We start from the raw sequence: 22,843 nt of genomic DNA on the forward strand, positions 1-22,843 counted from the left end.
GCTGGGTGGGACCTTTCAAACTGTGAATGGAATTAGACATTATCTTCCGTTTACGCTACAATGATACGAAAACGGCCTTCGGCTGAGGCCGTTTTCTCTTGAGCAAAAACAAAACAAGATACATAAGACATGTGATATAGGATTGGGGGGTGTCTGGCCATGAGCGAACAAAAGGGAACCAGGGAGATACCGCTGCTGCCGTTGCGCGGATTGCTCGTTTATCCAAGCATGGTACTCCACTTGGATGTAGGCCGGGAGAAGTCAATCAAAGCATTAGAGAAAGCGATGGTTGACGACAATCAGATATTGTTGGCTACTCAGGAAGAAGTGAATATAGAGGAGCCTGGCGCCGAGCAGATCTATAAAGTAGGCACGGTCGCCCGCGTCAAGCAGATGCTGAAGCTGCCGAATGGCACGATCCGTGTGCTTGTCGAGGGATTGCAGCGCGCCAAAATTGAAGAGTTTCTGCAGGAAGAGGAATACTTCTACGTTTCGATCACCTTTTTGGATGAAACCAAAGGAAATGAAAATGAAGTAGAAGCGTTAATGCGCTCCGTCCTCACGCATTTCGAGCAATATATCAAGCTGTCCAAAAAGATTTCGCCCGAGACGTTCACTTCGGTGAGCGACATCGATGAGCCAGGTCGTTTGGCGGATGTCATTGCGTCGCATTTGCCGTTAAAAATGAAGGATAAACAGGAAATTCTGGAGACGACCGTGATCCAGGATCGCTTGGACATTTTGCTCGGCATCCTGCACAATGAACGCGAAGTCTTGGAGCTGGAACGAAAAATCGGCGCCCGCGTGAAAAAGCAGATGGAAAAAACGCAGAAGGAATACTATCTGCGCGAGCAAATGAAGGCGATTCAAAAAGAACTGGGAGACAAAGAGGGACGCGCGGGAGAAGTCGAAGAGCTGCGTGCCCAATTGGAAAAATCCGATGCTCCCGAGCGGATTAAAAGCAAGATCGAAAAAGAGCTGGAACGATTGGAAAAGATGCCGTCCACTTCTGCGGAAGGCGGTGTGATCCGGACTTATATCGATACGCTTTTGTCACTGCCGTGGACGAAGAAGACCGAAGACAATCTCGACATCGCACATGCGGAAAAAGTATTGGATGAGGACCATTACGGCTTGGAGAAGCCAAAGGAACGCGTTTTGGAATATTTGGCTGTACAAAAGCTGGTCAACAAAATGCGCGGCCCCATTCTCTGCTTCGCAGGTCCTCCAGGCGTAGGGAAAACCTCGTTGGCACGTTCGATCGCCCGCGCGCTCGGACGGGAATTCGTACGTATCTCCTTGGGGGGCGTGCGTGATGAAGCGGAAATCCGCGGACATCGCCGCACCTATGTCGGCGCCATGCCAGGCCGCATCATTCAGGGAATGAAAACGGCGGGTACGGTGAATCCCGTTTTCTTGCTGGACGAGATCGATAAATTGGCTTCGGACTTCCGTGGAGATCCTGCTTCTGCGCTGTTGGAAGTGCTCGATCCGAACCAGAATGACAAATTCAGCGACCACTATGTCGAAGAGACTTATGATTTGACCAACGTGATGTTCATCACCACGGCGAACACCATACATACGATTCCACGCCCTCTTTTGGACCGGATGGAAGTCATCCATATTTCCGGCTATACGGAGCTGGAAAAACTCAATATTTTGCAAGGATATCTCTTGCCCAAGCAGCTGGAAGACCACGGTCTTGGCAAAGATAAGCTGCAGATGAGCGAAGAAGCCATGATGAAGCTGATCCGTCAGTATACACGTGAAGCAGGGGTACGCAACCTGAACCGTGAAGTGGCCAACATCAGCCGAAAAGCGGCGAAAATGATCGTCAGCGGGGAAAAGAAAAAGGTTGTGGTCACGCCCAAAACGGTGGAAACCTTGCTGGGCAAACCGCGTTATCGTTACGGGCTCGCCGAAAAAGAGGATCAGGTCGGCTCTGTGACCGGGCTTGCTTGGACCCAGACAGGCGGAGACACGCTGAATGTGGAAGTAAGCATTTTCCCGGGAAAAGGGAAGCTTACCTTGACAGGGCAGCTGGGCGATGTGATGAAGGAATCGGCACAGGCTGCATTCAGCTATATTCGCTCCATCGCCAAGGACTGGGATATTGAACCTGATTTCCATGAGAAAAATGATATTCATATCCATGTGCCTGAGGGTGCGATTCCAAAAGACGGCCCTTCGGCAGGGATTACCATGGCGACCGCTCTCGTATCGGCGCTGACCGGCATCCCTGTACGCAAGGAGGTGGGGATGACCGGCGAGATCACCCTGCGCGGTCGTGTCCTGCCGATTGGCGGATTGAAGGAGAAATCCTTGTCAGCGCACCGGGCTGGCCTGCGTGTCATCATCATGCCGAAGGAAAATGAAAAAGACATTGATGAAATTCCGGAAAGCGTGCGGCAGGAGCTGAAATTTATCCCAGTAGAGCATATGGATGAAGTGCTGCGGAACGCTTTGGTGAAAAATGGTGAAAAACGATGAAAATCAAATCAGCTGAATTTATTATCAGCGCAGTCGGACCAAAACAATATCCGGAAGACGGCCTACCAGAAATCGCACTGGTAGGTCGCTCCAATGTAGGGAAATCTTCGCTGATCAACAAAATGATGAATCGCAAAGCGTTGGCGCGTATCAGCCAAAAGCCGGGAAAAACGCAAACGCTTAATTATTTTCGCGTCAACGAAATGCTCTATTTCGTCGATTTTCCCGGCTACGGCTATGCGAAGGTGGCCAAAACGCTGCGCCATCAGTGGGGAAAAATGATCGAGGGCTATCTGAAAAACCGCAAAGAGCTGAAATTTATCGTGCAATTGATTGACCTGCGTCACCCTCCTACCAAGGACGATATCTCCATGTACGAATGGTGCAAGGAACTGGGCATACCGACCGTCATTGTGACCACAAAGGCGGACAAGATCGCACGGGGCAGATGGCAGCAGCATCTGAAAGTCATCAAGCAGGATCTGCATCTCCGTGAAACCGACACGATGATTCTATTTTCTTCAGAGACCGGGCAAGGTAGAGATGAATTATGGAAAGAAATCTTGAGACGCCTCGGTCAACTTGATGAACAAGAAGAGATGGAAGCCGTAGCCGCCGTCTCCGAAGAAGCGCAGCCGCCTTTCTCCGAATAACGCAAATACGTCAGACGTTCATCCAGAGGAGAGGAAGACGTGTGAACGAAACAGCTACCTTTGCCATTCGCGGTGTCATCGAAGGATTTTACGGAACACCTTGGTCGCAGGAGGAACGGCTCGCGATGATTCATTTTCTCGCAAGCCATGGTTACAATGCTTACTTTTACGCGCCAAAGGATGATCCGTACCTGCGTGAACGCTGGCAAGAGCCGCATCCTACCATGCAATTGGCTAATATCGTACGCTTGGCGGAGGAAGCGCGGGAAGGTAAACTTGATTTTTACTATTGTCTCAGCCCAGGACTGGATATGCGTTACAGCAGGGAAGAAGATTTTTCGATCCTGCTGGAGAAGTTCCGGCAAATGTTCTCTGCGGGGATCCGGCACTTCGGTTTGTTTTTTGACGATATTCCGATGACGCTGCTTCATGAGGACGACCTCCAGTGTTATGACTCGCTAGCGACTGCTCATGCGGATGTGACCCTGCGGTTCTGGAGGCAGCTGCAAAGCTGGTCGGACGAGAATCGCTTAGTCATCTGCCCTACCCTGTATAACGGTTTGGGCAACGAACCATACATCGTCGAATTGGGCAGGCTGCTTCCCCAAGAGATCATGATCTTTTGGACAGGGCGATTTGTATGCTCCCCTTACCTGACTGAGGGGGACGCCGCCAAATTTGTGGAATGGACCGGACATCGGCCGCTGTACTGGGACAATTATCCGGTCAATGATCTGGCGATGGCCAATGAGCTGCACATCGGTCCGCTCCTCCATCGCGATCCCGCATTGTACCGGCACGCACATGGCTATGTGGCTAACGCGATGGAGCTGGTGGAGTCCTCGAAGATTCCGTTGATCACCACGGGCCATTATTTGTCCAATCCGGAGGGCTATGATCCCGAAAAATCCTGGAAACAAGCGATCAGAGAAATTGCAGGCGAGCAGGATGCCGAGGCATTTCAGCTATTTGCCGATAATGTCCGAAGCTCGTTTTTAAATGAGCAGGAATCTCCCCGGCTGCTCGAGCTATTTTTACGTTTTCGTTCCCAGTTCCTGCGAGGAGACCAAAAAGCGGCGGTGTCCGCTGTTAAAAAGCTCTTTCAAGAAATGGAAGCGACAGCCGTCTATCTGCTGCACCGAATGCATAACAAAAAGCTGGCAAGCGAAGTAGAGCGCTGGGTTGAAAAGTATCGCAGGTGGGCAAAGGTGGGACAAGCAACGGCTTTGATGGTGGAATCCGGCATTCGCGGACGAACGCCGCTTGCCGTCTTTTATCTGCTCTTGCTCAAGTACCGGCTGGCACGGGCGGAAAAGATGCCGCAGCGGGTATGCGGCAGTGTGATGAGACTGTTTGTCGATGCGATTTTACAAGAAGTGAAAGTGAAAAGAGACAAACAGAGCAAATAAAAACACCCCGAAGCGACTGTCGCCAGTCTCGGGGTGTTTCGCATGTCTATGCATTTACGGGTTGGGCTCACTGGAATCGCTTTTGGCGGCTGTCCATGATTTGATCCATGCGGCGATGGGCAGCTCGGCCAGGATCATGCCAGCAAAGATAAACGAGCATCCCATGATTTGCTTCACCGTCAAAATTTCATGGATCCACACATACGAGGTTAGCGCGGCGAAGACAGGCTCCATCGCAAAGATCAAAGCGACCCTGGTGGAGGATGTCTGCTGCTGGAATGCGGTCTGCGCCAGGAAAGCCAGTGCGGTAGCAGGAATCGCAGTGATAAAAAGTCCCCAGGCAACTTCCGGGGTGAGCATTGCTTCAGCATTAAAAGCCAATCGCCAGTCCTCAAACAACAGCGCATAGATCCAACTGGCCAGTGCGACAGCAGTCAGTTGAACGATGGCGAGCGGCAGGGCTGCGTGCTGGGGAGCGTATTTCCCGGTGTAGACAATCTGCAGGGCAAACGAGATCGCACAGCCAAATACGAGAATATCCCCCACGTTCAGCTGCAGTGATTCACCTAACGTCAGCAGGTAAAGTCCTGTGACAGCGACAAGCGCGCCGGCAATCGCGGGCCACTTGATGCGTTCGCGTAAAAACAGAAAGGAAAACAGCGGGACAAGCACCACAGACAAGCCCGTAATGAATCCGGCTTTGGACGGGGTCGTATAGACGAGGCCCATGGTCTGCAGGGCGTACCCGGCAAACAGCCAACCCCCGATCGTAAGTCCCGCTTTCAGGAGCGACGGGGTGAACTTGCCGAGATCACGGCGAACAAACAGCAGCATGATGGCTGCTAAAAAGAGAGAAGCGATCGTAAACCGGACAGCGTTAAACGTATTGGGTGGCAATGTCGCGATCGCGTTCTGCACGACCAGAAAGGTTGCTCCCCAAATAAAGGCGATGATGAGCAAGACGAGATCAGCCACGATAGGTTTTTTCACAGTATGCTCCTTTCAAGTGATGGTTACCCAGCCTATGTAGATTTTTTCTGAATCATATAGCATTTCTCGAAAAATTGTCAATTTTGCAAAGGGAAGCTTGTGAATAGATGCATATGAATGCTCGTACAAGCAAAAGCTTACAGAGTGACAAAAATCACAATTTATCCTACTGTATTTATGGTAATAATGATATGGTAGAAAAGTGTCGAAAAGCACACGTTAAAAAACTGTTCACAAATTAGAATTACTCTAAAGAAGAAATATGCTATAATGAGATTGGCTTTTAATCGATAGGAATATATAAAATTCCCATCGATATAAGAAAAACGAAGCTCCGCCCATAGAATTGGCGTAGCCAAGTTTTTCTAAAGAGAATGCACACGTATCCGGGAGGAAGGAAATGGATATCCTGCTTATTGGTCTCAACTATAAAACTGCACCTGTCGAAGTTCGCGAAAAGTTTACCTTTAGCGACAACAGCACAGAGCGTGCCCTCCATCTTCTTTCCCAGACGAAGAGTGTCGTGGAGAGTGTGATTCTTGGCACGTGCAACCGTACGGAAATTTACGTCGTATGTGACCAGCTGCATACCGGACGTTTCTATGTTCGCAATTTCCTCGCTGATTGGTTCGGCGTAGATAAAGATACGTTCCAAGAACACCTATATATGAAAGAAAATGTAGATGCAATCGACCATTTGTTCCGGGTTTCCTGCGGTCTTGATTCCATGGTCATGGGAGAAACGCAAATTCTTGGTCAAGTGCGCGATGCCTTTTTGCTGGCGCAGGAACAAAAAGTGACAGGGACTGTATTCAATACATTGTTCAAACAGGCAGTCACACTGGCCAAACGTGCGCACACCGAGACAGGCATCAATGAAAATGCTGTATCTGTCAGCTACGCTGCGATTGAGCTGGCGAAAAAGATTTTCGGTTCTTTTGACGGCAAGCATGTCCTGATCATCGGGGCGGGAAAAATGAGTGAGCTTACCGCCAAACATTTGCGTGCCAATGGCTCGAGCCGAGTAACGGTAGCGAACCGCACGATTGAACGGGCGCAGCTTCTGGCAGAAAAATTCCAAGGCGATTCCTGTACGATGGAGCAGCTGCCTGAGGCGCTGCTCGCTGCCGACATCGTCATCAGCTCGACGGGCGCGACAGGGTATGTGGTGACAAAAGAGCAGTTGAAGCCGCTCTTGAAGCAGCGCAAGAACCGTCCGCTGTTCATGATCGACATCGCGGTTCCGCGTGACCTCGATCCGCAGCTGCACGAGCTTGACAATGTGTATCTGTACGATATCGATGATCTGGAAGGCATCGTCGCCAGCAACCTGGCTGAGCGCACGAAGGAAGCCGAGCGCATCACGGAAATGATCGACAGCGAAATCGTGGCGTTTACGTCATGGTTCCAGACATTGGGTGTCGTGCCTTTGATCGCGGCCCTGCGTGAAAAGGCGTTCGCCATTCATGGAGACGCGATGAAAAAAATCGAGAACAAACTGCCGAATCTGTCAGAGCGTGAGTTACATATCATCCGCAAACATACACGAGGCATTATCAATCAACTTCTGCATGATCCCGTCGTCCGCCTGAAAGAACTCGCGGCAGAGAAAAGCGGTGACGAGGTGCTGGATGTGTTCTCTACGATTTTTGCATTAGAGGAGATTCTCGAGCGCAATGCGCAAGAGGCTGCTTGGGATCACGGCAAACAACAACATCAAATCGTCCGAGAACAGGTACTCGCTCCACGCACTGGGGAGTAGGCAAGGAAAGGGGAGCGGAAATGGCCGAAACGAGATGGATCTACGATTTGACGATCTTTCTCTACGCAGCGAGTGTGCTCTTCTATTTTCACGATTTTCTGCAAAGCAACCGGAAAGTCAATCGTCTGGCTTTTGGGTTGCTTGCTGTCGTTTGGGCACTGCAAACGCTATTTTTTGCCTCGCAAATGTGGGAAAAGGCGTATTTTCCAGTACTGACGCTGTTTGAAACACTCTTCTTTTACTCGTGGGTACTGGTCACGCTTTCGCTCGTGATTAACTATTTCTTTCGAATTGATGCACTTATTTTCTTTACGAATGTGATTGGCTTTGCCGTGTTGACTCTCTCGATGTTTATGCCGATTGGGCCTTTGCATGAACCGTCCAATGCCTTTACATCAGAGCTATTGTTCATTCATATCACCATGGCAATCGCCAGCTATGGCACGTTTTCCTTATCAATGATTTTCTCGGCACTCTATCTGCTTCAGCACAAGATGTTGAAGAAAAAGCGATGGCCGCAGAAGTTTCGCAGATTGCCCAGTCTGGAAAAATTGGAGCAATATTCATTTTCCCTCAATATGATAGGCGTCCCGATGCTGCTTCTTGCTATTATCTTGGGAAGTATTTGGGCACAACTGGTAGTATCTACTCCTTTTTGGCTGGATCCGAAGGTCGGAATGTCTGTGATCGTGTTGGTGACATACGGAACCATCCTCTATAAACGGTTGACTGACACATGGGAGGGCAAAAAGCTTGCCATCTGGAACATGATCGCCTTTTTGCTGATCATCTTGAATGTTTTATTAACGGATACGTCCAACTTCCATCGTTGGCTGTAGTTGAGGAGGATATCACAACGATGCAGACACATTTTCCGCTCGTCCTTGATATGGCTGACAAGGCTTGCCTGGTAGTCGGCGGAGGAGAAGTGGCGACAAGAAAAGCAGAAGCGCTCATGCATGCCCAGGCTCGCGTTACCGTTATCGCGCCGGAAGCCACTGCGCAGATTGCCGAATGGGCGGCAGAGGGTTTACTGGACTGGCGGCAAGAGCCTTTTTCCACGCATGAGCTGAAAAAGTATACATTGGTCGTGGCTGCTACCAATCGTACGGATGTGAATCTGGCGGTATGGCAAGCGGTGAAAGAGGTTGACGGTTGGATCAACATTGTGGATCGCCCCGATTTATGCAATTTCATCGTGCCATCTACGGTGCAGCGTGGTAAACTGGTGATCGCGATCTCCACTTCGGGGGCAAGTCCCGGATTGGCACGAAAAATCAGGCAGCAGGTAGAGCAGGAGATCGGACCCGAGTACGAATCTTATGTAGATTTCCTGGCTGCCGTGAGAGGGCAGGTCATGAAAACCGTTTCTGACACCACGCAACGGAAAAAAATCTTTCGTCAGCTGCTGGATGACCGTTTCTTACTGGCAGACGATGAACAGCGATATCAGATGGCAGAGACCCTCATCAATCAGGTGCTGGGAGAGGGGCTCGTGAGGAGGCAACAATGAAACACTGGAAAGTAGGAACACGCAGAAGCATGCTGGCGCTGACGCAGACCAACTGGGTGATTGACCAGCTGAAGCAATTAGATCCGACGGCTACCTTTGAAACCCATGAAATCGTGACCAAGGGAGACAAGATTTTGAACGTCACGCTTTCCAAGGTGGGTGGAAAGGGCTTGTTTGTCAAGGAGATTGAGCAATCTCTGCTTGATCGTGAAACGGATATGGCGGTGCATAGCTTGAAGGATATGCCTTCCGAACTGCCGGAAGGATTGACCATTGGCGCGATTCCGAAACGGGTAGATCCCCGTGACGTATTGCTGAGCAAGGAAGGAAAAACATTGGATCAATTGCCCCATGGAGCGATTGTAGGCACGAGCAGCCTGCGCCGTTCCTCCCAGCTCCTGGCTTATCGGCCGGATCTGGTAATCGAGTCGATTCGCGGCAATATCGATACACGGGTACGCAAGCTGGAAGAGGGCAATTTTGATGCGATCGTACTGGCGGCTGCAGGGCTTGAGAGGGTCAATTGGAAAGGAACGATATCGCAGTTTTTGCCGGTAGACATCAGCATTCCTGCAGTAGGCCAAGGGGCGCTCGCGATTGAATGCCGCTCGGATGATGAAGAGATGCTCGCCCTCCTGTCTCAATTTGACCATTTGCCGACACGATTGGCGGTAACAGCTGAGCGAGCATTCCTGCACAAGCTGCAAGGCGGCTGTCAGGTACCGATCGGCGCTTATGCGACGGTTGAAGAGTCCAGTACGGGTGAACTGCCTGTGATCAGCATGGTGGGCTTGGTAGGGGCTCCAGATGGCTCCCGCTTGTTCATCGAAAAGCAGTCCGGAACAGATCCGGTTACCTTAGGAAGAGAGCTTGCCGAGAGAGTCTTGGCGCAAGGTGCTGGTGAAGTGTTGGCAAAAGTGCGGGAGGAGAATCAGAAATGAGCAAAGGTAAAGTCTTTCTTGTCGGAGCAGGCCCGGGAGATCCCAAGCTGATCACGGTGCGCGGCATGGAAACGATCAAGCAGGCCGATTGCATCGTCTATGACAGGCTTGCCAGTCCACGCCTGTTGGCCCATGCACGGCCCGATGTTGAATTGATCTATTGCGGCAAGCTGCCAGACCGCCATACGCTGACCCAGGAAGAAATCAACCAGGTCCTGGTCGACAAGGCGCTGGAAGGTAAAGTTGTCACCCGTTTAAAAGGGGGAGATCCGTCCATTTTCGGACGTGTGGGCGAAGAAGCGGAAGAATTGGCGAAGCATGATATCCCGTTTGAAATCGTACCAGGGATCACGTCAGGTATCGCGGCTCCTGCTTATGCAGGAATACCGGTAACTCATCGTGATTACAATTCTTCTCTCGCGATTGTGACCGGGCATGAGCGGCCGGATAAAACCGAGTCCAGCATCAACTGGGAGAAGCTGGCGACCGCTGTTGAAACGATCGTATTTTACATGGGTGTCGGCAATTTGCCGTTTATCCGTGAGCAGTTGATCAAATATGGACGTTCCCCGCAGACTCCTGTGGCGTTGGTGCGTTGGGGCACCACCGTGGATCAGGAGACATTGGTCGGAACGTTGGAAAATATCGTAGAAAAGAGAGAAGAAGCAGGCCTGACCAATCCAGCGATCATCATCGTCGGGGAAGTCGTCAAGCTGCGCGACAAGCTGCAATGGTTTGAGAAAAAGCCGTTGTTTGGCAAACGTGTGCTGGTAACACGCGCACGCAGTCAGGCAAGCGAGCTGTCGGAGAAAATTGCAGAGCTGGGCGGAGAAGCTTACGAGTTTCCATTGGTCAAAATGATCCCTCCAACGGATCCGCGTCCGCTGGATGAAGCGATTTCGCAATTAGGCAGCTTCGACTGGGTGATCTTTACCAGTCCGAATGGTGTAGGCTTTTTCTTCAAACGGTTGCGCGAGCTTGGCGCTGATATTCGCCATATGCGGGCGAAGCTGGCAGCAGTGGGACCGAAGACGGCGGAAGCGCTCCAGGAAAAAGGCTTGACCGTCACTGTATTGCCGGGAGAATTCCGGGCGGAGGGATTGTTGAACAGCCTGGAAGGTCAGCTGAAACCGGGAGAAAAAGTGCTGCTGCCGCGTGCAGACATCGCCCGTGAAGTTCTGCCTCGCGAGCTGAAGGAAAGAGGTCTTGAAGTAACCGAGGTCGATACATATGAAACGGTGATCGATGCGGAAAATGCCGCCGAAACAATCGAGTTGTTTAAAGAAAAGGCAATTTCCATTGTTACCTTTACCAGCTCTTCGACGGTGAAAAATTTTGTGCAAGCGTTGGCTCAGGAAAACCTGCAGGAATTGCTGGATGGCGTGCAAATCGCCTGTATCGGACCGGTAACGGCTGATACCGCCAAAGAGCTTGGCCTTGCTGTGGATATCGTAGCCAAGGACTTTTCGATACAAGGACTCTTGGATGCGTTGTTAACCAATGGGGGAGGAAAATAAAATGAGCCTTTCATTTGATAGACACCGCCGTCTGCGTATGAGTGCGACGATGCGCAACTTGGTAAGAGAACATCATGTACGCGTGGAAGATTTGATCTATCCATTGTTTTTCGTAGAAGGTACAGGAGTAAAGCATGAAATCCCATCGATGCCAGGTGTGTATCATTTCTCGCTGGATGTGTTCAAAGAAGAGCTGGATGACATTGTGTCTTTGGGCATTCAGTCTTTGATGGTGTTTGGTGTACCGAATCATAAAGACGCATGCGGTTCGGAAGCATATGCGGAAAACGGAATCGTGCAGCAAGCCATCCGCATGATCAAGGAAGCGTATCCGCATATGGTCGTCATGGCCGACAACTGCTTGTGTCAATATACCGATCACGGTCATTGCGGCGTATTGCATGAAGGAAATGTGGAAAACGACGAATCGCTTGCGCTTTTGGCCAAAACCGCTGTTTCCCAAGCGAAAGCGGGAGCAGATGTCATCGCTCCATCCAACATGATGGACGGTTTCGTGGCAGCGATCCGAGCTGCGCTTGATGAAGCGGGCTTTGTGCATATTCCGATCATGTCGTACTCAGTGAAATATGCGTCCTCCTTCTACGGGCCATTCCGTGATGCCGCTCATTCGACCCCGCAAACGGGTGATCGCAAGACGTATCAGATGGACCCGGCCAATGCGCGCGAAGGGATTCGGGAAGCGGCAGCGGATGTTGAGCAAGGCGCAGATTTCCTCATGGTGAAACCAGCCTTGGCTTATATGGATATGATCCAGCGTCTTCGCACCCGCTTTGAATTGCCGATTGTGGCTTACAATGTGAGCGCGGAGTATTCCATGGTAAAAGCTGCGGCAGCGAACGGCTGGATCGATGAACAGAGAATCGTGATGGAAACGATGGTTGGCTTTAAACGCGCTGGCGCTGACCTGATCATTACCTATCATGCGAAAGATATCGCAAAATGGCTGAAGGAGGGCATGTAAGATGGCAGTTGACCTGCGTGATGAGCTAGACAAAGAGATTTTGGATATCGTTCAAAAGGAAATTCCTCTGGTGCCAGAGCCGTTCAAAGTGATGGCGGAGAAAATCGGGACAACCGAGGATGTCCTGCTGGAGCGCTTGAACAGTATGAAAGGCAATGAAATCCGGCAGATGTCCGCCATTTTTGATACGAAGGCACTCGGCTACAAATCGAGCCTGGTAGCTGCCCGCATCGCTCCAGACAAGCTGGATGAAATGGCGAAGGTATTTAACCAGCACCCAGGTATTACCCATAACTATAAGCGTAACCATGATTTCAACCTGTGGTTTACGATTGCAGTCCCGCCAAACAGCCGTTTTGGCCTGGAGAAATCCGTGGAGATTTTGGGTGAAATGGCACAAGTGGAATCCATTCGTCTGCTGCCAACTTTGAAGCTGTATAAAATCGGTGTGCAGCTTGACGTGAAAAAGGAAAGCGAAGCGAACGAAAAAGCTGCGCCGAATTACACCGAAGAAATGCGTCTGGAAGCCATGAAAAAAGGATTGACCGACCTGGATATCAAAGTGATCCTGGAGCTGCAAAAGGATCTCGAAATCGTATCCCGCCCATTTGATCAGTGGGCTGCCAACATTGGCATGACCACGGAGCAATTGCTGGCACACGCGGAAGACTTTGTCGAGCGCGGTCAAATGCGCCGTTTCTCTGCGGTATTGAACCACCGCAAAGCGGGCTTCCGTGCAAACGGCATGGGAGTATGGCACGTGCCTGAGGAAAAAGCGGATGAAATCGGGATGAAAATGGGAAGCTTCCGTGCGGTGAGCCACTGCTACCTGCGTCCGATCTATCCAGACTGGCGATACAACATTTTCACTATGGTGCATGGACGCGATATGGAAGAATGCGAGCAAATCCTGCAAGCGATTGAGGATGAGACAGGCATCACTGACCGTATCACGCTTTATTCCACCAAAGAATACAAAAAGACGCGCGTATCCTACTTCACCCCGGAAATTTACGAGTGGGAAGAGGAAGTCGCCCAGCGTCTGGGACTGTAAGAGAAAGCGATTGCCCGCACGGCTTAGCACCCTCATGCCGTGTGGGTTTTTCTGCACATAAGGAAGTGCCCACTTTTATGACGGAGGGATCAGGAATGCATAAAGGTTTTGATCAATCACACAAACTGTTTGCGGAAGCGCAGAATTACATACCCGGGGGTGTAAACAGCCCGGTGCGCGCGTTCAAAAGCGTCGGCGGCAATCCTGTATACATAGCGAAAGGCGAAGGTTCACACATTACTGATGTGGACGGAAATACATACATTGATTACATCGGTTCCTGGGGGCCGCTGATCCTCGGGCATGCCCATCCGAAGGTGCTGGCAGCGATTCAAGAGGCAGCGGTATTGGGGACCAGCTTCGGCGCGCCGACTGAGCGGGAGACCGAGATGGCCAAGCAGGTCTGTGAGATCGTACCTTCCGTCGAAGTTGTACGGATGGTCAACTCGGGTACGGAAGCAACTATGAGTGCGCTGCGTCTGGCCCGCGGCTATACAAAGCGGGACAAGATCATGAAATTTGAAGGCTGCTACCATGGCCATGCTGACAGCTTGCTGATCAAGGCGGGCTCCGGAGTGGCAACACTCGGATTGCCGGACAGCCCGGGAGTGCCAAGCTCGATCGCCGTCAATACGATCACCGTGCCTTACAATGACATGGAGAGTGTCAAGCTGGCCTTTGAAAAATTCGGCAACGAGCTGGCAGCGGTCATCGTCGAGCCTGTCGCAGGCAACATGGGTGTCGTTCCGCCGATTCCAGGCTTCTTGGAAGGCCTGCGAGAAATTACCCAACGCTACGGCACACTGTTGATCTTTGATGAAGTCATGACAGGTTTCCGTGTTGCCCGGGGCGGCGCTCAAGACTATTACGGCATTACTCCTGATCTGACCACCATGGGGAAAGTCATCGGCGGAGGCTTGCCGGTCGGTGCCTATGGCGGCAAACGCGAAATCATGCAGCAGGTAGCTCCGGCAGGACCGATTTATCAAGCTGGAACATTATCGGGCAATCCATTGGCGATGGCAGCTGGTTTGACTACGCTGGAAGAGCTGGGACGCCCAGGCGTATACGAGCAATTGGAAGCGAAATCGGCGCGACTGGCGGAGGGCTTGGCGGAAAATGCGAAAAAAGCGGGGCTGCCGCATACGCTGAACCGTGTAGGCTCTATGGTCTGCCTGTTCTTTACCGATACGACTGTGGTCAATTACGAGACAGCAAAAACCGCTGATTTGTCGCGTTTTTCGGCGTACTTCCAGTACCTGTTGGAGGAAGGTGTCATGATTCCTCCGTCCCAATTCGAAGGAATGTTTGTTTCCCTTGCCCATACGGACGAGGATATTGAGCGTACCATTGAAGCAAGTTATAAAGCGATGAAGCGTCTATAAATCAAAGGAGGGGACCTTTTCCAGCAGACAGTGGAAAAGGTCTTCCCATATGAGGAGGCTTGCCTACTATGAAAAAACATGCGGATGTGAACGGCTGCAGGATTGCGTATAGGGAGGAAGGAAGCGGAGAGCCGATCGTTCTCATACACGGCTTATGTGGCAGCGCAGCGTACTGGAAATATGTGCTGCCCCTTTTGGCTGCGGATTATCGGGTGATTGTCCCGGACCTGCGCGGACATGGGGATAGCGATGCTCCCGAGGATGGACCTTATACGGTGGAGCTGATGGCCGACGATATCGCGGCACTGCTGGATCAGCTCCAGATCGAAACGGCGACGCTCTTTGGCCATTCCCTGGGCGGTTATGTTACTCTCGCTTTTGCCGAACGTCATGTGCAGCGGTTGCGCGCGTTTTCACTCGTCCATTCCATGGCTTACCCGGACAGCGAAGAAGCCAAAGCGGGGCGGATCAAAGCGGCAGAGAGCATTCGTGAGCATGGCATGGTCCCTTATATGAAAACCCTTGCTCCCAAGCTATTCGCCCCCGCGCTCGTAGAGACATTGGCAGATGAAGTGGCTCATGTGAGAAAAATCGGCGAAGAAACCAAACCGATAGGAGCGATCAACACGCTTCTCGGGATGAAAGAGAGACCGGACCGCAACCATGTACTGCGTGAAACCGCCGTCCCTGTTCTCCTGGTAGCGGGTGAGCATGATCAAGTCATTCCTCCTGACAAAACGTTTTCAGTACAAAAGTCGCAGATTGCCGAAGTGCTGCTGAAGGAAGTCGGCCATATGAGCATGCTGGAAGCACCGGAAGATTTGCATCAAGCGCTCTCTTCATTTTTACAGCAGAAATAAATATGACTTTTAGACTAGCTGAAACTTAGCAATATTTGTTATAATTTTGCTAGTTTTGTGGAAGAGAGGGGAAAAATATCGTGAAAAAAATGAATCGAGTCGTTTTCTCACTGCTTGCGGGAGCGCTTGCATCCTCTATGTGGGCTGGAGCAGCTCTGGCAGCACCGCTTCAACCGGTTAATCACGCAGACTGGATGGTGAAAAAATCCATTCTGAGTGCACCAAAAGACGGCAATTTGCAGTTGGAACGCTCTATCACCGTTGCAGAAGCATTGGTCATCCTGGCAAAAGCCAAAGGCGAAACACCTGCGGCAGTGGCGGGAGCAAAAGATTGGGCGGCTCCATACCTGGCCTGGGGTCAAAAGTTGGGAGCGATCAGTGCAGAGCAAGCTGCGAAGCCTACTGCAACACTCTCTTCTGCGCAAGTGATCGACATGGGCAAAAAACTCAATCTGGAGCTTGCACTGGCTGAAAAAGCACAAGTGACTCGCGGTGAATTCATCCAAGCGCTGGGTGAAGCATTGACGGAACATATCACCATCGCCCATACCAACGATGTGCACGGCCATATCGTAGAAGACAAAAGCCAAAAAGAATTCGGCTACGCGAAAATCGCGACCCTGCTGAAGCAATGGCGCGAAGAGAATGAGAACTTCCTGCTGCTGGATGCAGGCGATACCTTCCAAGGAACGGTGTTCGTGAACCAATTCAAAGGCGAATCCATCCTGCCGATCCTGAACCAATTGGGCTACAATACCATGGCAGCAGGGAACCACGAATTTGACTTCGGTTACGAGCAGCTGCTCAAACTGCGCGACAGCCTGAAATACCCGATCATTTCTGCAAACGTATTCAAGCAGGATGGCTCCAACCTGCTGGCACCAACGTTTATCGCGGAAATCGGCGGCAAGAAATTTGGTTTTGTAGGGCTTGTTGCAGAGGATACACCGATCCTGACTCACCCTGACAACGTGAAAGGCCTGACCTTTAAAAATCCGGTTGAAATCGCGAAGCAAGTGGTTCCACAGCTGCAAAAAGAAGTGGATCATGTGATCGTAGTTTCCCACATCGGTGTCGAGGTTGACCGTGAAATCGCGAAGAATGTACCAGGCATCGATTTGATCGTGGGCGGACATTCCCATACGCCTTTGGAAAAACCTGAGCTGGTAAATGGCACCTACATCGTGCAGGACTGGGAGTATGGCAAATCTCTCGGCCGCGCTGACCTTTACTACCTCGGCAAAGAGCTGGTAGCGTTCAGCGGCGGACTCTCTGCTTATGATGAAAAGGTACAAGCTGATCCAGAAATCGACAAATTGGTTCAAGATGTAGTGAAACAAATCGATACCGTGATGAACGTCGTGATCGCGAAGTCTGAGGTGGATCTCGATGGTGACCGCACGCTGGTTCGCACAAGAGAGACCAACGTAGGTAACTTTATCGCGGATGCAATGCTGGCACGCACCAAAGAAATCAAGGGCAGCGAAGCAGATGTAGCGCTCACAAACGGCGGTGGTATCCGCACGCAATTGAAAGCGGGCGACCTGACCAAGAAGGATCTGTATACGCTCCTGCCATTCAACAACACCTTGGTTGTCATCGAGGTAACCGGTGAAGAATTGAAGGCAGCATTGGAAAACGGCGTCAGCCAAGTAGAATCTGGAGCTGGACGCTTCCCGCAAATCAGCGGCATGTCCTTCACCTATGATCCGAAAAAACCTGCTGGTGAACGCGTTGTTGAAGTGAAAGTGGGCCAAGAGGCACTTGATCTGAAAAAGACCTACAAGGTTGCAACCGTTGACTTTATCGCGGCTGGAGGCGATGGCTATGAATCCTTCAAGAAGCCTTCGCTGAACACAGGTGAAACGCTTTACAGCATCGTGGAAGCGGAACTGCTGAAACAAAAAACCATCAATCCAAAAGTGGAAGGCCGCATCGTAGAAGTAAAATAAGCGTCACACATAAGGGGGGCAGCACATGCCCCTCTTTTTCATGCCCAGCTCGCCCGAAATGCGAGGATATCCGTCTTAAGTTGGAGAGAAAAACGAACCGCGGATGGACACATATTTTCCCCATCGGGGTTACAATGAGAAAGTCGATTAAACCGTAAGCATAATCAGTGTGGTAAGGCATGAAGGAGGGTAAACATGACGAGACGAGAGTTTATCAGGGAGTTGGATCAGCTGCTGAGCGAGCTGCCTGATAAAGAACGGCTGGATATACTGGCCGACTATACCGAACATTTCCTGACCGGCATCCAGGAAGGAAAAAATGAAGAAGAGATTGCCGCAGAACTGGGCAGTCCGGTTCATATTGCAAGCAAATACTTATCCGCTTACCAGCAGGTAAAACGCCCCCCGCTCGAAAATCCGATTGTACAGCAAATTCCGGTCCAGACGGCGAATCCGACGCGGGCGTTTCTGGTGACAGTGGCTCTCATCTTTTTTAATCTGATTTTTGTCCTGGGCCCGTATTTTGGCTTAGTCGGAATTTTGATGGGCATTTACGCAGGAGCGCTATCCTTGCTCTTATCCCCGGTTATTTTATTCGCAAGTCTGGCGGCCCCGGTCACTGAAGAAGTATGGGGTTTCACCATCTTCGGCAGCTTGGCGGCAGGGGGATTGGGCATTTTGCTTGCCATAGGCAGCTTTTATGTCACCAAGTGGTTTTTCCGCGCTACGGTGGCCTACTTGAAATTGAATATGAAATTGATCAGGGGTGAATAGAAAATGAAAGGATTACTGAAAAAAGTTGCGATTTTGGCCTTTCTTTCGTTCCTGGTCGGTGTTGGAGGTCTTATCTACTTATTTGTGCGTTATCAGTCTTTTCCGACCGAACACAAAGTGATTCAAGAGCACAAAACAATAGAAGCGAAAGACATCACGCGGGTGGAGATTGATACGGTAACAGCAGATGTGCGGGTGACGAAAAGCAGCACGGAACAGATCGAGGTCAGCCTGAATGGAGAAGTGATGCATAACGATATAGGGCTGACAGTAGAACCTGTAGGACCCGGGCAACTAAGGATCCTTGTTTCCGAATCGGAGCAATTCCCGTTTTCTTTTGGGAGACGTCAGCTTGATCTGGAAATCGCACTCCCTGACAAAGCGTACCAAGAGCTTCGTTTGCAGACGAACACGGGTGATTTTGAAAGCCTGCTTCCTCTTCAGGTAGATCAAATGGAGTTGACGACAGACACAGGAGATCTTCGCCTGAAGGGCTACACGGGCAACCAGCTGCAGGCATCCAGCGAGACGGGAGACATGGACTTGGCGCAAGTGAAAGGGGCGATCTCGCTCCGTACGGCCACTGGTGACATCAATGATCTTGAGCTATTGGAGCTTGCCCAGGATGTCACCATCGAAACCTCTACGGGGGATGTCACCGTAAAGCTGAGAACCGTTCCAAAAGCGGCACAGGTAGAGCTGGAAAGCGATACGGGTGAAGTGCGCACTGAACTCCCTGATCTCACTTTTGAAAAGAATGAAGAGAAAGAAATAAGAGCTGCTATTGGCACCGGGGGTCCGATCATCAAGGTGCAAAGCGCAACAGGAGATTTGTTGATCACAAACTAGCGATAGATAAAAGAAAATCTGGTGTTTCCCTTAAAAGCGTTGCTCCGCATGCAGGAGCAACGCTTTTGCCGTTGTCTCACGTGGTCTAAATCAAAGCTAATGTCCATATAGTATAGGGAAATGTCATGGATTTGAAAGGAGGAGCACAGGTGGCATTGCAGGATGGCTTGTTGTCGTTTCAAATCAAGGAAACTGTTTTCCTCTCATCGGATAAAGCGGGGATCGGGGAATTAAAAGAGCTGGAGCTTGTACCGGACGTAGAGATCATTGAAAACCCGCAGGAAATCTCCATCACAGGTTGCTTGCAGCTGTTTGGCAAGTATGATCCCTATCAGGGAAAGGCAGAAGAAGATTCAGAGGAAACGGATACGCTTGTAGCTGCGATGAAGTTTACACCGTTTCAATTGGAGGAAAGGCAAACCGGTAGCTTTCTTTCTGCAGAGGAGCAGACGATTTCCCATCGAATCCCGTTGAATATTTCGATTCCACTTAACCGGGTGGAGGAAGTGGCTGAAATCTACGCGATTGTGGATAGCTTCGATTATCATCTGGAAACAGCGAATTGTCTTCAAATTCATGCCAATTTGAAAATCGCTGGCATTCAGCTGCGTGATCTGGAGGTCGAGAAGACGGCGAAAGCGGATGAAGAGGCATGGGAATTCGTCCATTCACTCTCTCAAGAGGTACAGCCTGTAGCTGATCATCAACCCCGCTCGCTGGAGGAAATCGAAAGGAAGCTCGCGGCACTGGAAGAGGAAATTCTCTTGCAGGAAAAACGCGATGAGTCAGCAAAAACGGCATCATCAGCAAACTTGTTTATTGCCCAGGAGGCTTCTTTCGCCAGTGAGCCTGAAATGGAAAAAGAGGAACCGCGTATCAACGTTCAGCCGGCGTTTTCACCCCTGCCTCCGTCACAGCCACTCTTTGGCGATGTGTCGTCTGTGCATCTGGACAACTTGAAGCAGGACATTGAGCCGGTCGCGTATACCAATCAAGAACCGGAAGCGGAACCAGAAGCAGAGGCAACGCCAACCCTGCACGCGGAGGAATGGCACGAGCAGAGTACGGCCGTGTCCTACGAGCAGGAAGACAGGGAAGAATCTGTTCCTGCTGCTGCAGAGGCACAGGAGGAAACTGCTGAGCCCGTCGCAGAACCAGAAGCGCTTGAAGCCGCAGAAGTAGCAACGGAAGAGGAAGAAGAAGCAGAGCCCGTATTTGCAGAAGCGCCGCTTCCGGCAGCAGAAGCCCAAGAAATGAAAGTTGCGATCGGAAGCAAGCATGGCGAAGAGACCGATGCCAAGGTCAATATCACCTCCTTGTTTACGCAGAGCAAAAAGGCGCAAACGCAAAAAGCTGCTGTGGAACAAGAGTCTTCCTCGAGCAGCAGCAGGGCTGTCGCAGATACCGGCAAGAATTCCGAAGCGGTAAGCAATCTTACTTCGTTCGTCCGTCAGGGAGAGGAGCGAATGAGCAAGGTGCGAATCGCCATTCTGCAGCGCAATGAGACGCTCGAATCCATCGCCGATCGTTACAGCATTCCCGTTTCTCGTATTTTGGAAGCAAATAATGTTTCCTCCGACCGGATCACGGAGGGACAAATTCTCTATATTCCCCAGTGATCGGAGGGGGTACTTTGGCACGTGAGCGGATCGACCTGACACAAGTATGCCAGCGCTATAAAGTAAGGGTGATTCAAATCACGCCGCATGACGATTTTTATCTCTTGGAAACAAACCGGGGGCCAAAGGAGCTGCGCCTCTGGCCGCGAATCGAAGTGATGCGCTGGTCGTTTGCCTGGAGGGAGCAGTTGGCGCGACAGGGCGTTCGGGAGGTTGAACGGTTTATCCGTACGCGAGATGCAAAACCATTTGTCATTGCTGGTCGCAAAGGCTTTACGTTGACCGATCATTTGCGCGGCGCCAAGCCCTATTCCCCATCACGAGCACATGCTGCCACCTGCGGCAGCATGGTGGCGATGATGCATGACGCACAGCAGACCAACCACCTATTAGATGCCGCTGAGCTGTTAAAGAAGGAACAGGGCTTTGCGATCGCAGAAGCAAAACGGGCGCGCCGTTTGCATCAAGAGCTGCTTTCCAGAGAAGCGTTTCCTCAGGAGCGGGACAAATGGTTGTCCAGTCTGTTTGGGCCGCTGGTTGAGCGAATGGAAAGAAGCGCGGACTTACTGTTGGCCGCCCAACAAGGGGAACTGGAAAACCTGGCTGTATCGCATCGCCAGTTAGGCACAGAAAATTGGGCGCTGGTCGATGAGAAAGTGCTGCTCCGCGGCTTTTACCGTACGGGTCTGTCTGTGCAGATGCGCGATGTCGCCAGTTTTTTAAAGCAGCTGTATAACGAGCAAGAGGATGGGGAGCGTGTCGATGCGTTTTTGGATGGATATGAGGCGAAAAGAAGGATTAGCTATGAAGATTACAAGCTACTGCTCGGTTTCATGGCATTTCCTCTGGAAACGTGGAACCGGATTGAACATTATGTGAGCAACGTCTGTTTGGCTCGGGAAGAGGAGCAGGAGCAAGAACCACCAGAAGCCATACTCGCCGCTTTGACTGTCCAAGGAAGAATCGACCGTCTCCTGCAGCACATCGCACACCGGGCTGAGCGTGCGAGGAGTGGGGTCATCCATGAGCCGCTTTGAGGAGATTTATCCGCTGTTTCAGGAATACGATATGTTTGCCCAGGCGATCGAGATGATCAAGGCGCCGCATGTTTACAAGGCGATGACCCCCTATGGTTCCTACGTGTGCAAACGAACCAAAGCTTCAAACAATCGCCTGCAATATCTGGGAGGGGTCCTGCGGCATCTGCAGCAGCGGGGCTGGGAAGGCTGCATTCCGTTTACGTACACCAAATATGATGAACCGTTTGTTGTACGCGGGGATGCCACCTATTACCTTACCCCGTGGGCAAACCGTCCTGCTGATGTGTTGGCTCCAGCCGAGTGGTCACCACCCATGATCGAACGGTTGGCAGAGCTGCATCATTTTACGCAAAATTATCGATTTGACGACCCCCGGCAGGTAGAGCCTCTCGTAAATTCCCTTTTAAAACGCTGGGAGAGCTGGCTGGAAGACACCAGGCGCTATGCAGCGGAGGCTGCCAGCCGAAACTATCCTTCCCCGTTTGACGTGGTATTCCTGGCCAATCAGGAGTTTATTGTCGATATGGCGAGTACAGCGATCAAACAGTTGGCGCAGTGGCGGGAAGCGCATCGCACACATGCCCATTTCCGTCTGTCGATCATCCATGGATTTCCGCATCCAGCCCATTTCATCGTGGATCAAAACGGCAAAGGGAGATTGATCAATTTTGACCGCGCAGGCTTCGATACGCCGACACGCGATCTGACGCTTTTTTACCGATCGTATTTTCATCTGGGCGGAGAGGACGCATTCGCTTCCGAGTTATACCGACGCTACACGGCGGTATTTCCCTTGCGCCCGGAAGAGGTCGAGCTGCTCGCCGCCTTTCTCTTGTATCCCGAACGGGTGATGCGAGATTTGGAGATCTACTATTGCCGCAAGCAAGATTGGAATGAATTGTATGCGGTGAAGCGGTTGGAAAAAGATATTGATCGTTTAATCCGTCTATGCCGCTGGGTGCATCAGGCATTTTAGCCGCAACGTCTCGTTTCTTGAGACGTTGCTTTATTTGTGCGCCCAGCATGGGCGATAGCTATAGGGTGAAAGTC

At 51.1% G+C, this 22,843-nt stretch carries 19 protein-coding genes; 18 read left to right on the top strand and 1 reads right to left on the bottom strand.

Features of this window, described 5'->3' with window-relative positions; all coding sequences use genetic code 11:
* The first annotated feature begins 159 nt into the window (after positions 1 to 159).
* The 3 genes from lon to EIZ37_RS11765 are packed head-to-tail and all read left to right on the top strand — an operon-like array spanning position 160 to position 4,555.
* The gene (lon, locus tag EIZ37_RS11755) at positions 160 to 2,493 is read left to right on the top strand and encodes an endopeptidase La (protein WP_134684797.1); all 2,334 of its coding nucleotides are present in this window, start codon (positions 160 to 162) and stop codon (positions 2,491 to 2,493) included.
* Positions 2,490 to 3,146 (top strand): ribosome biogenesis GTP-binding protein YihA/YsxC, encoded by a 657-nt coding sequence (yihA, locus tag EIZ37_RS11760; RefSeq protein WP_134684798.1) that lies wholly within the window; start codon positions 2,490 to 2,492, stop codon positions 3,144 to 3,146. The genes lon and yihA overlap by 4 nt, the downstream gene beginning before the upstream one ends.
* A 41-nt stretch (positions 3,147 to 3,187) precedes the next feature.
* Positions 3,188 to 4,555, top strand: coding sequence for a protein O-GlcNAcase (locus EIZ37_RS11765; protein WP_134684799.1), 1,368 nt, complete (start codon positions 3,188 to 3,190; stop codon positions 4,553 to 4,555).
* Positions 4,556 to 4,609: 54 nt separating this feature from the next.
* Here the strand turns inward: EIZ37_RS11765 and EIZ37_RS11770 are convergent, their stop codons facing one another.
* Positions 4,610 to 5,545, bottom strand: coding sequence for a DMT family transporter (locus EIZ37_RS11770; RefSeq protein ID WP_134684800.1), 936 nt, complete (start codon positions 5,543 to 5,545; stop codon positions 4,610 to 4,612).
* 400 nt (positions 5,546 to 5,945) lie between these two features.
* Between EIZ37_RS11770 and hemA the strand changes: the two genes are divergently transcribed.
* The 15 genes from hemA to EIZ37_RS11845 all read left to right on the top strand — a co-directional run bounded on the left by hemA (position 5,946) and on the right by EIZ37_RS11845 (position 22,769).
* Positions 5,946 to 7,307, top strand: coding sequence for a glutamyl-tRNA reductase (gene hemA, locus EIZ37_RS11775; RefSeq protein ID WP_134684801.1), 1,362 nt, complete (start codon positions 5,946 to 5,948; stop codon positions 7,305 to 7,307).
* A gap of 20 nt (positions 7,308 to 7,327) precedes the next feature.
* Positions 7,328 to 8,146, top strand: a complete 819-nt coding sequence (locus EIZ37_RS11780) for a cytochrome c biogenesis protein (protein ID WP_134684802.1) — start codon at positions 7,328 to 7,330, stop codon at positions 8,144 to 8,146.
* 20 nt (positions 8,147 to 8,166) lie between these two features.
* The gene (locus EIZ37_RS11785) at positions 8,167 to 8,820 is read left to right on the top strand and encodes a precorrin-2 dehydrogenase/sirohydrochlorin ferrochelatase family protein (protein WP_134684803.1); all 654 of its coding nucleotides are present in this window, start codon (positions 8,167 to 8,169) and stop codon (positions 8,818 to 8,820) included.
* The gene (gene hemC, locus EIZ37_RS11790) at positions 8,817 to 9,761 is read left to right on the top strand and encodes a hydroxymethylbilane synthase (protein ID WP_134684804.1); all 945 of its coding nucleotides are present in this window, start codon (positions 8,817 to 8,819) and stop codon (positions 9,759 to 9,761) included. Before EIZ37_RS11785 ends, hemC begins: the two co-directional genes overlap by 4 nt.
* The gene (cobA, locus tag EIZ37_RS11795) at positions 9,758 to 11,278 is read left to right on the top strand and encodes a uroporphyrinogen-III C-methyltransferase (RefSeq protein WP_134684805.1); all 1,521 of its coding nucleotides are present in this window, start codon (positions 9,758 to 9,760) and stop codon (positions 11,276 to 11,278) included. Before hemC ends, cobA begins: the two co-directional genes overlap by 4 nt.
* A 1-nt stretch (position 11,279) precedes the next feature.
* Positions 11,280 to 12,260, top strand: a complete 981-nt coding sequence (gene hemB, locus EIZ37_RS11800; protein WP_134684806.1) for a porphobilinogen synthase — start codon at positions 11,280 to 11,282, stop codon at positions 12,258 to 12,260.
* A 1-nt stretch (position 12,261) separates the two neighbouring features.
* Positions 12,262 to 13,314 (top strand): siroheme decarboxylase subunit alpha, encoded by a 1,053-nt coding sequence (gene ahbA / locus EIZ37_RS11805; RefSeq protein ID WP_134684807.1) that lies wholly within the window; start codon positions 12,262 to 12,264, stop codon positions 13,312 to 13,314.
* Positions 13,315 to 13,409: 95 nt separating this feature from the next.
* Positions 13,410 to 14,699, top strand: coding sequence for a glutamate-1-semialdehyde 2,1-aminomutase (hemL, locus tag EIZ37_RS11810; protein WP_134684808.1), 1,290 nt, complete (start codon positions 13,410 to 13,412; stop codon positions 14,697 to 14,699).
* 68 nt (positions 14,700 to 14,767) lie between these two features.
* Positions 14,768 to 15,559 (top strand): alpha/beta fold hydrolase, encoded by a 792-nt coding sequence (locus tag EIZ37_RS11815; protein ID WP_134684809.1) that lies wholly within the window; start codon positions 14,768 to 14,770, stop codon positions 15,557 to 15,559.
* 89 nt (positions 15,560 to 15,648) lie between these two features.
* The gene (locus EIZ37_RS11820) at positions 15,649 to 17,511 is read left to right on the top strand and encodes a bifunctional metallophosphatase/5'-nucleotidase (protein ID WP_134684827.1); all 1,863 of its coding nucleotides are present in this window, start codon (positions 15,649 to 15,651) and stop codon (positions 17,509 to 17,511) included.
* Positions 17,512 to 17,706: 195 nt separating this feature from the next.
* The gene (locus EIZ37_RS11825; protein WP_134684810.1) at positions 17,707 to 18,285 is read left to right on the top strand and encodes an HAAS signaling domain-containing protein; all 579 of its coding nucleotides are present in this window, start codon (positions 17,707 to 17,709) and stop codon (positions 18,283 to 18,285) included.
* 3 nt (positions 18,286 to 18,288) lie between these two features.
* A complete protein-coding gene (locus EIZ37_RS11830; RefSeq protein ID WP_134684811.1) occupies positions 18,289 to 19,134 on the top strand; it encodes a DUF4097 family beta strand repeat-containing protein in 846 nt (281 codons plus the stop codon).
* 149 nt (positions 19,135 to 19,283) lie between these two features.
* Positions 19,284 to 20,753 (top strand): LysM peptidoglycan-binding domain-containing protein, encoded by a 1,470-nt coding sequence (locus tag EIZ37_RS11835; RefSeq protein ID WP_167568803.1) that lies wholly within the window; start codon positions 19,284 to 19,286, stop codon positions 20,751 to 20,753.
* 14 nt (positions 20,754 to 20,767) lie between these two features.
* Complete coding sequence (locus EIZ37_RS11840) at positions 20,768 to 21,790, top strand: aminoglycoside phosphotransferase/kinase family protein (protein WP_167568805.1); 1,023 nt, start codon at positions 20,768 to 20,770, stop codon at positions 21,788 to 21,790.
* Complete coding sequence (locus EIZ37_RS11845; protein ID WP_134684814.1) at positions 21,777 to 22,769, top strand: phosphotransferase; 993 nt, start codon at positions 21,777 to 21,779, stop codon at positions 22,767 to 22,769. Before EIZ37_RS11840 ends, EIZ37_RS11845 begins: the two co-directional genes overlap by 14 nt.
* Positions 22,770 to 22,843 lie beyond the last annotated feature (74 nt).

The organism is Brevibacillus migulae, assembly GCF_004521915.1.
Lineage (GTDB): Bacteria > Bacillota > Bacilli > Brevibacillales > Brevibacillaceae > Brevibacillus_F > Brevibacillus_F migulae.

Bases quoted from the DNA above. Each gene is read 5' to 3' on its own strand.
- hemB (WP_134684806.1), top strand. From the start codon at position 11,280: ATGAGCCTTTCATTTGATAGACACCGCCGTCTGCGTATGAGTGCGACG.
- hemA (WP_134684801.1), top strand. From the start codon at position 5,946: ATGGATATCCTGCTTATTGGTCTCAACTATAAAACTGCACCTGTCGAA.
- hemC (WP_134684804.1), top strand. From the start codon at position 8,817: ATGAAACACTGGAAAGTAGGAACACGCAGAAGCATGCTGGCGCTGACG.
- EIZ37_RS11785 (WP_134684803.1), top strand. From the start codon at position 8,167: ATGCAGACACATTTTCCGCTCGTCCTTGATATGGCTGACAAGGCTTGC.
- EIZ37_RS11820 (WP_134684827.1), top strand. From the start codon at position 15,649: ATGAATCGAGTCGTTTTCTCACTGCTTGCGGGAGCGCTTGCATCCTCT.
- hemL (WP_134684808.1), top strand. From the start codon at position 13,410: ATGCATAAAGGTTTTGATCAATCACACAAACTGTTTGCGGAAGCGCAG.
- cobA (WP_134684805.1), top strand. From the start codon at position 9,758: ATGAGCAAAGGTAAAGTCTTTCTTGTCGGAGCAGGCCCGGGAGATCCC.
- EIZ37_RS11830 (WP_134684811.1), top strand. From the start codon at position 18,289: ATGAAAGGATTACTGAAAAAAGTTGCGATTTTGGCCTTTCTTTCGTTC.
- EIZ37_RS11845 (WP_134684814.1), top strand. From the start codon at position 21,777: ATGAGCCGCTTTGAGGAGATTTATCCGCTGTTTCAGGAATACGATATG.
- lon (WP_134684797.1), top strand. From the start codon at position 160: ATGAGCGAACAAAAGGGAACCAGGGAGATACCGCTGCTGCCGTTGCGC.
- EIZ37_RS11815 (WP_134684809.1), top strand. From the start codon at position 14,768: ATGAAAAAACATGCGGATGTGAACGGCTGCAGGATTGCGTATAGGGAG.
- yihA (WP_134684798.1), top strand. From the start codon at position 2,490: ATGAAAATCAAATCAGCTGAATTTATTATCAGCGCAGTCGGACCAAAA.
- ahbA (WP_134684807.1), top strand. From the start codon at position 12,262: ATGGCAGTTGACCTGCGTGATGAGCTAGACAAAGAGATTTTGGATATC.
- EIZ37_RS11825 (WP_134684810.1), top strand. From the start codon at position 17,707: ATGACGAGACGAGAGTTTATCAGGGAGTTGGATCAGCTGCTGAGCGAG.
- EIZ37_RS11780 (WP_134684802.1), top strand. From the start codon at position 7,328: ATGGCCGAAACGAGATGGATCTACGATTTGACGATCTTTCTCTACGCA.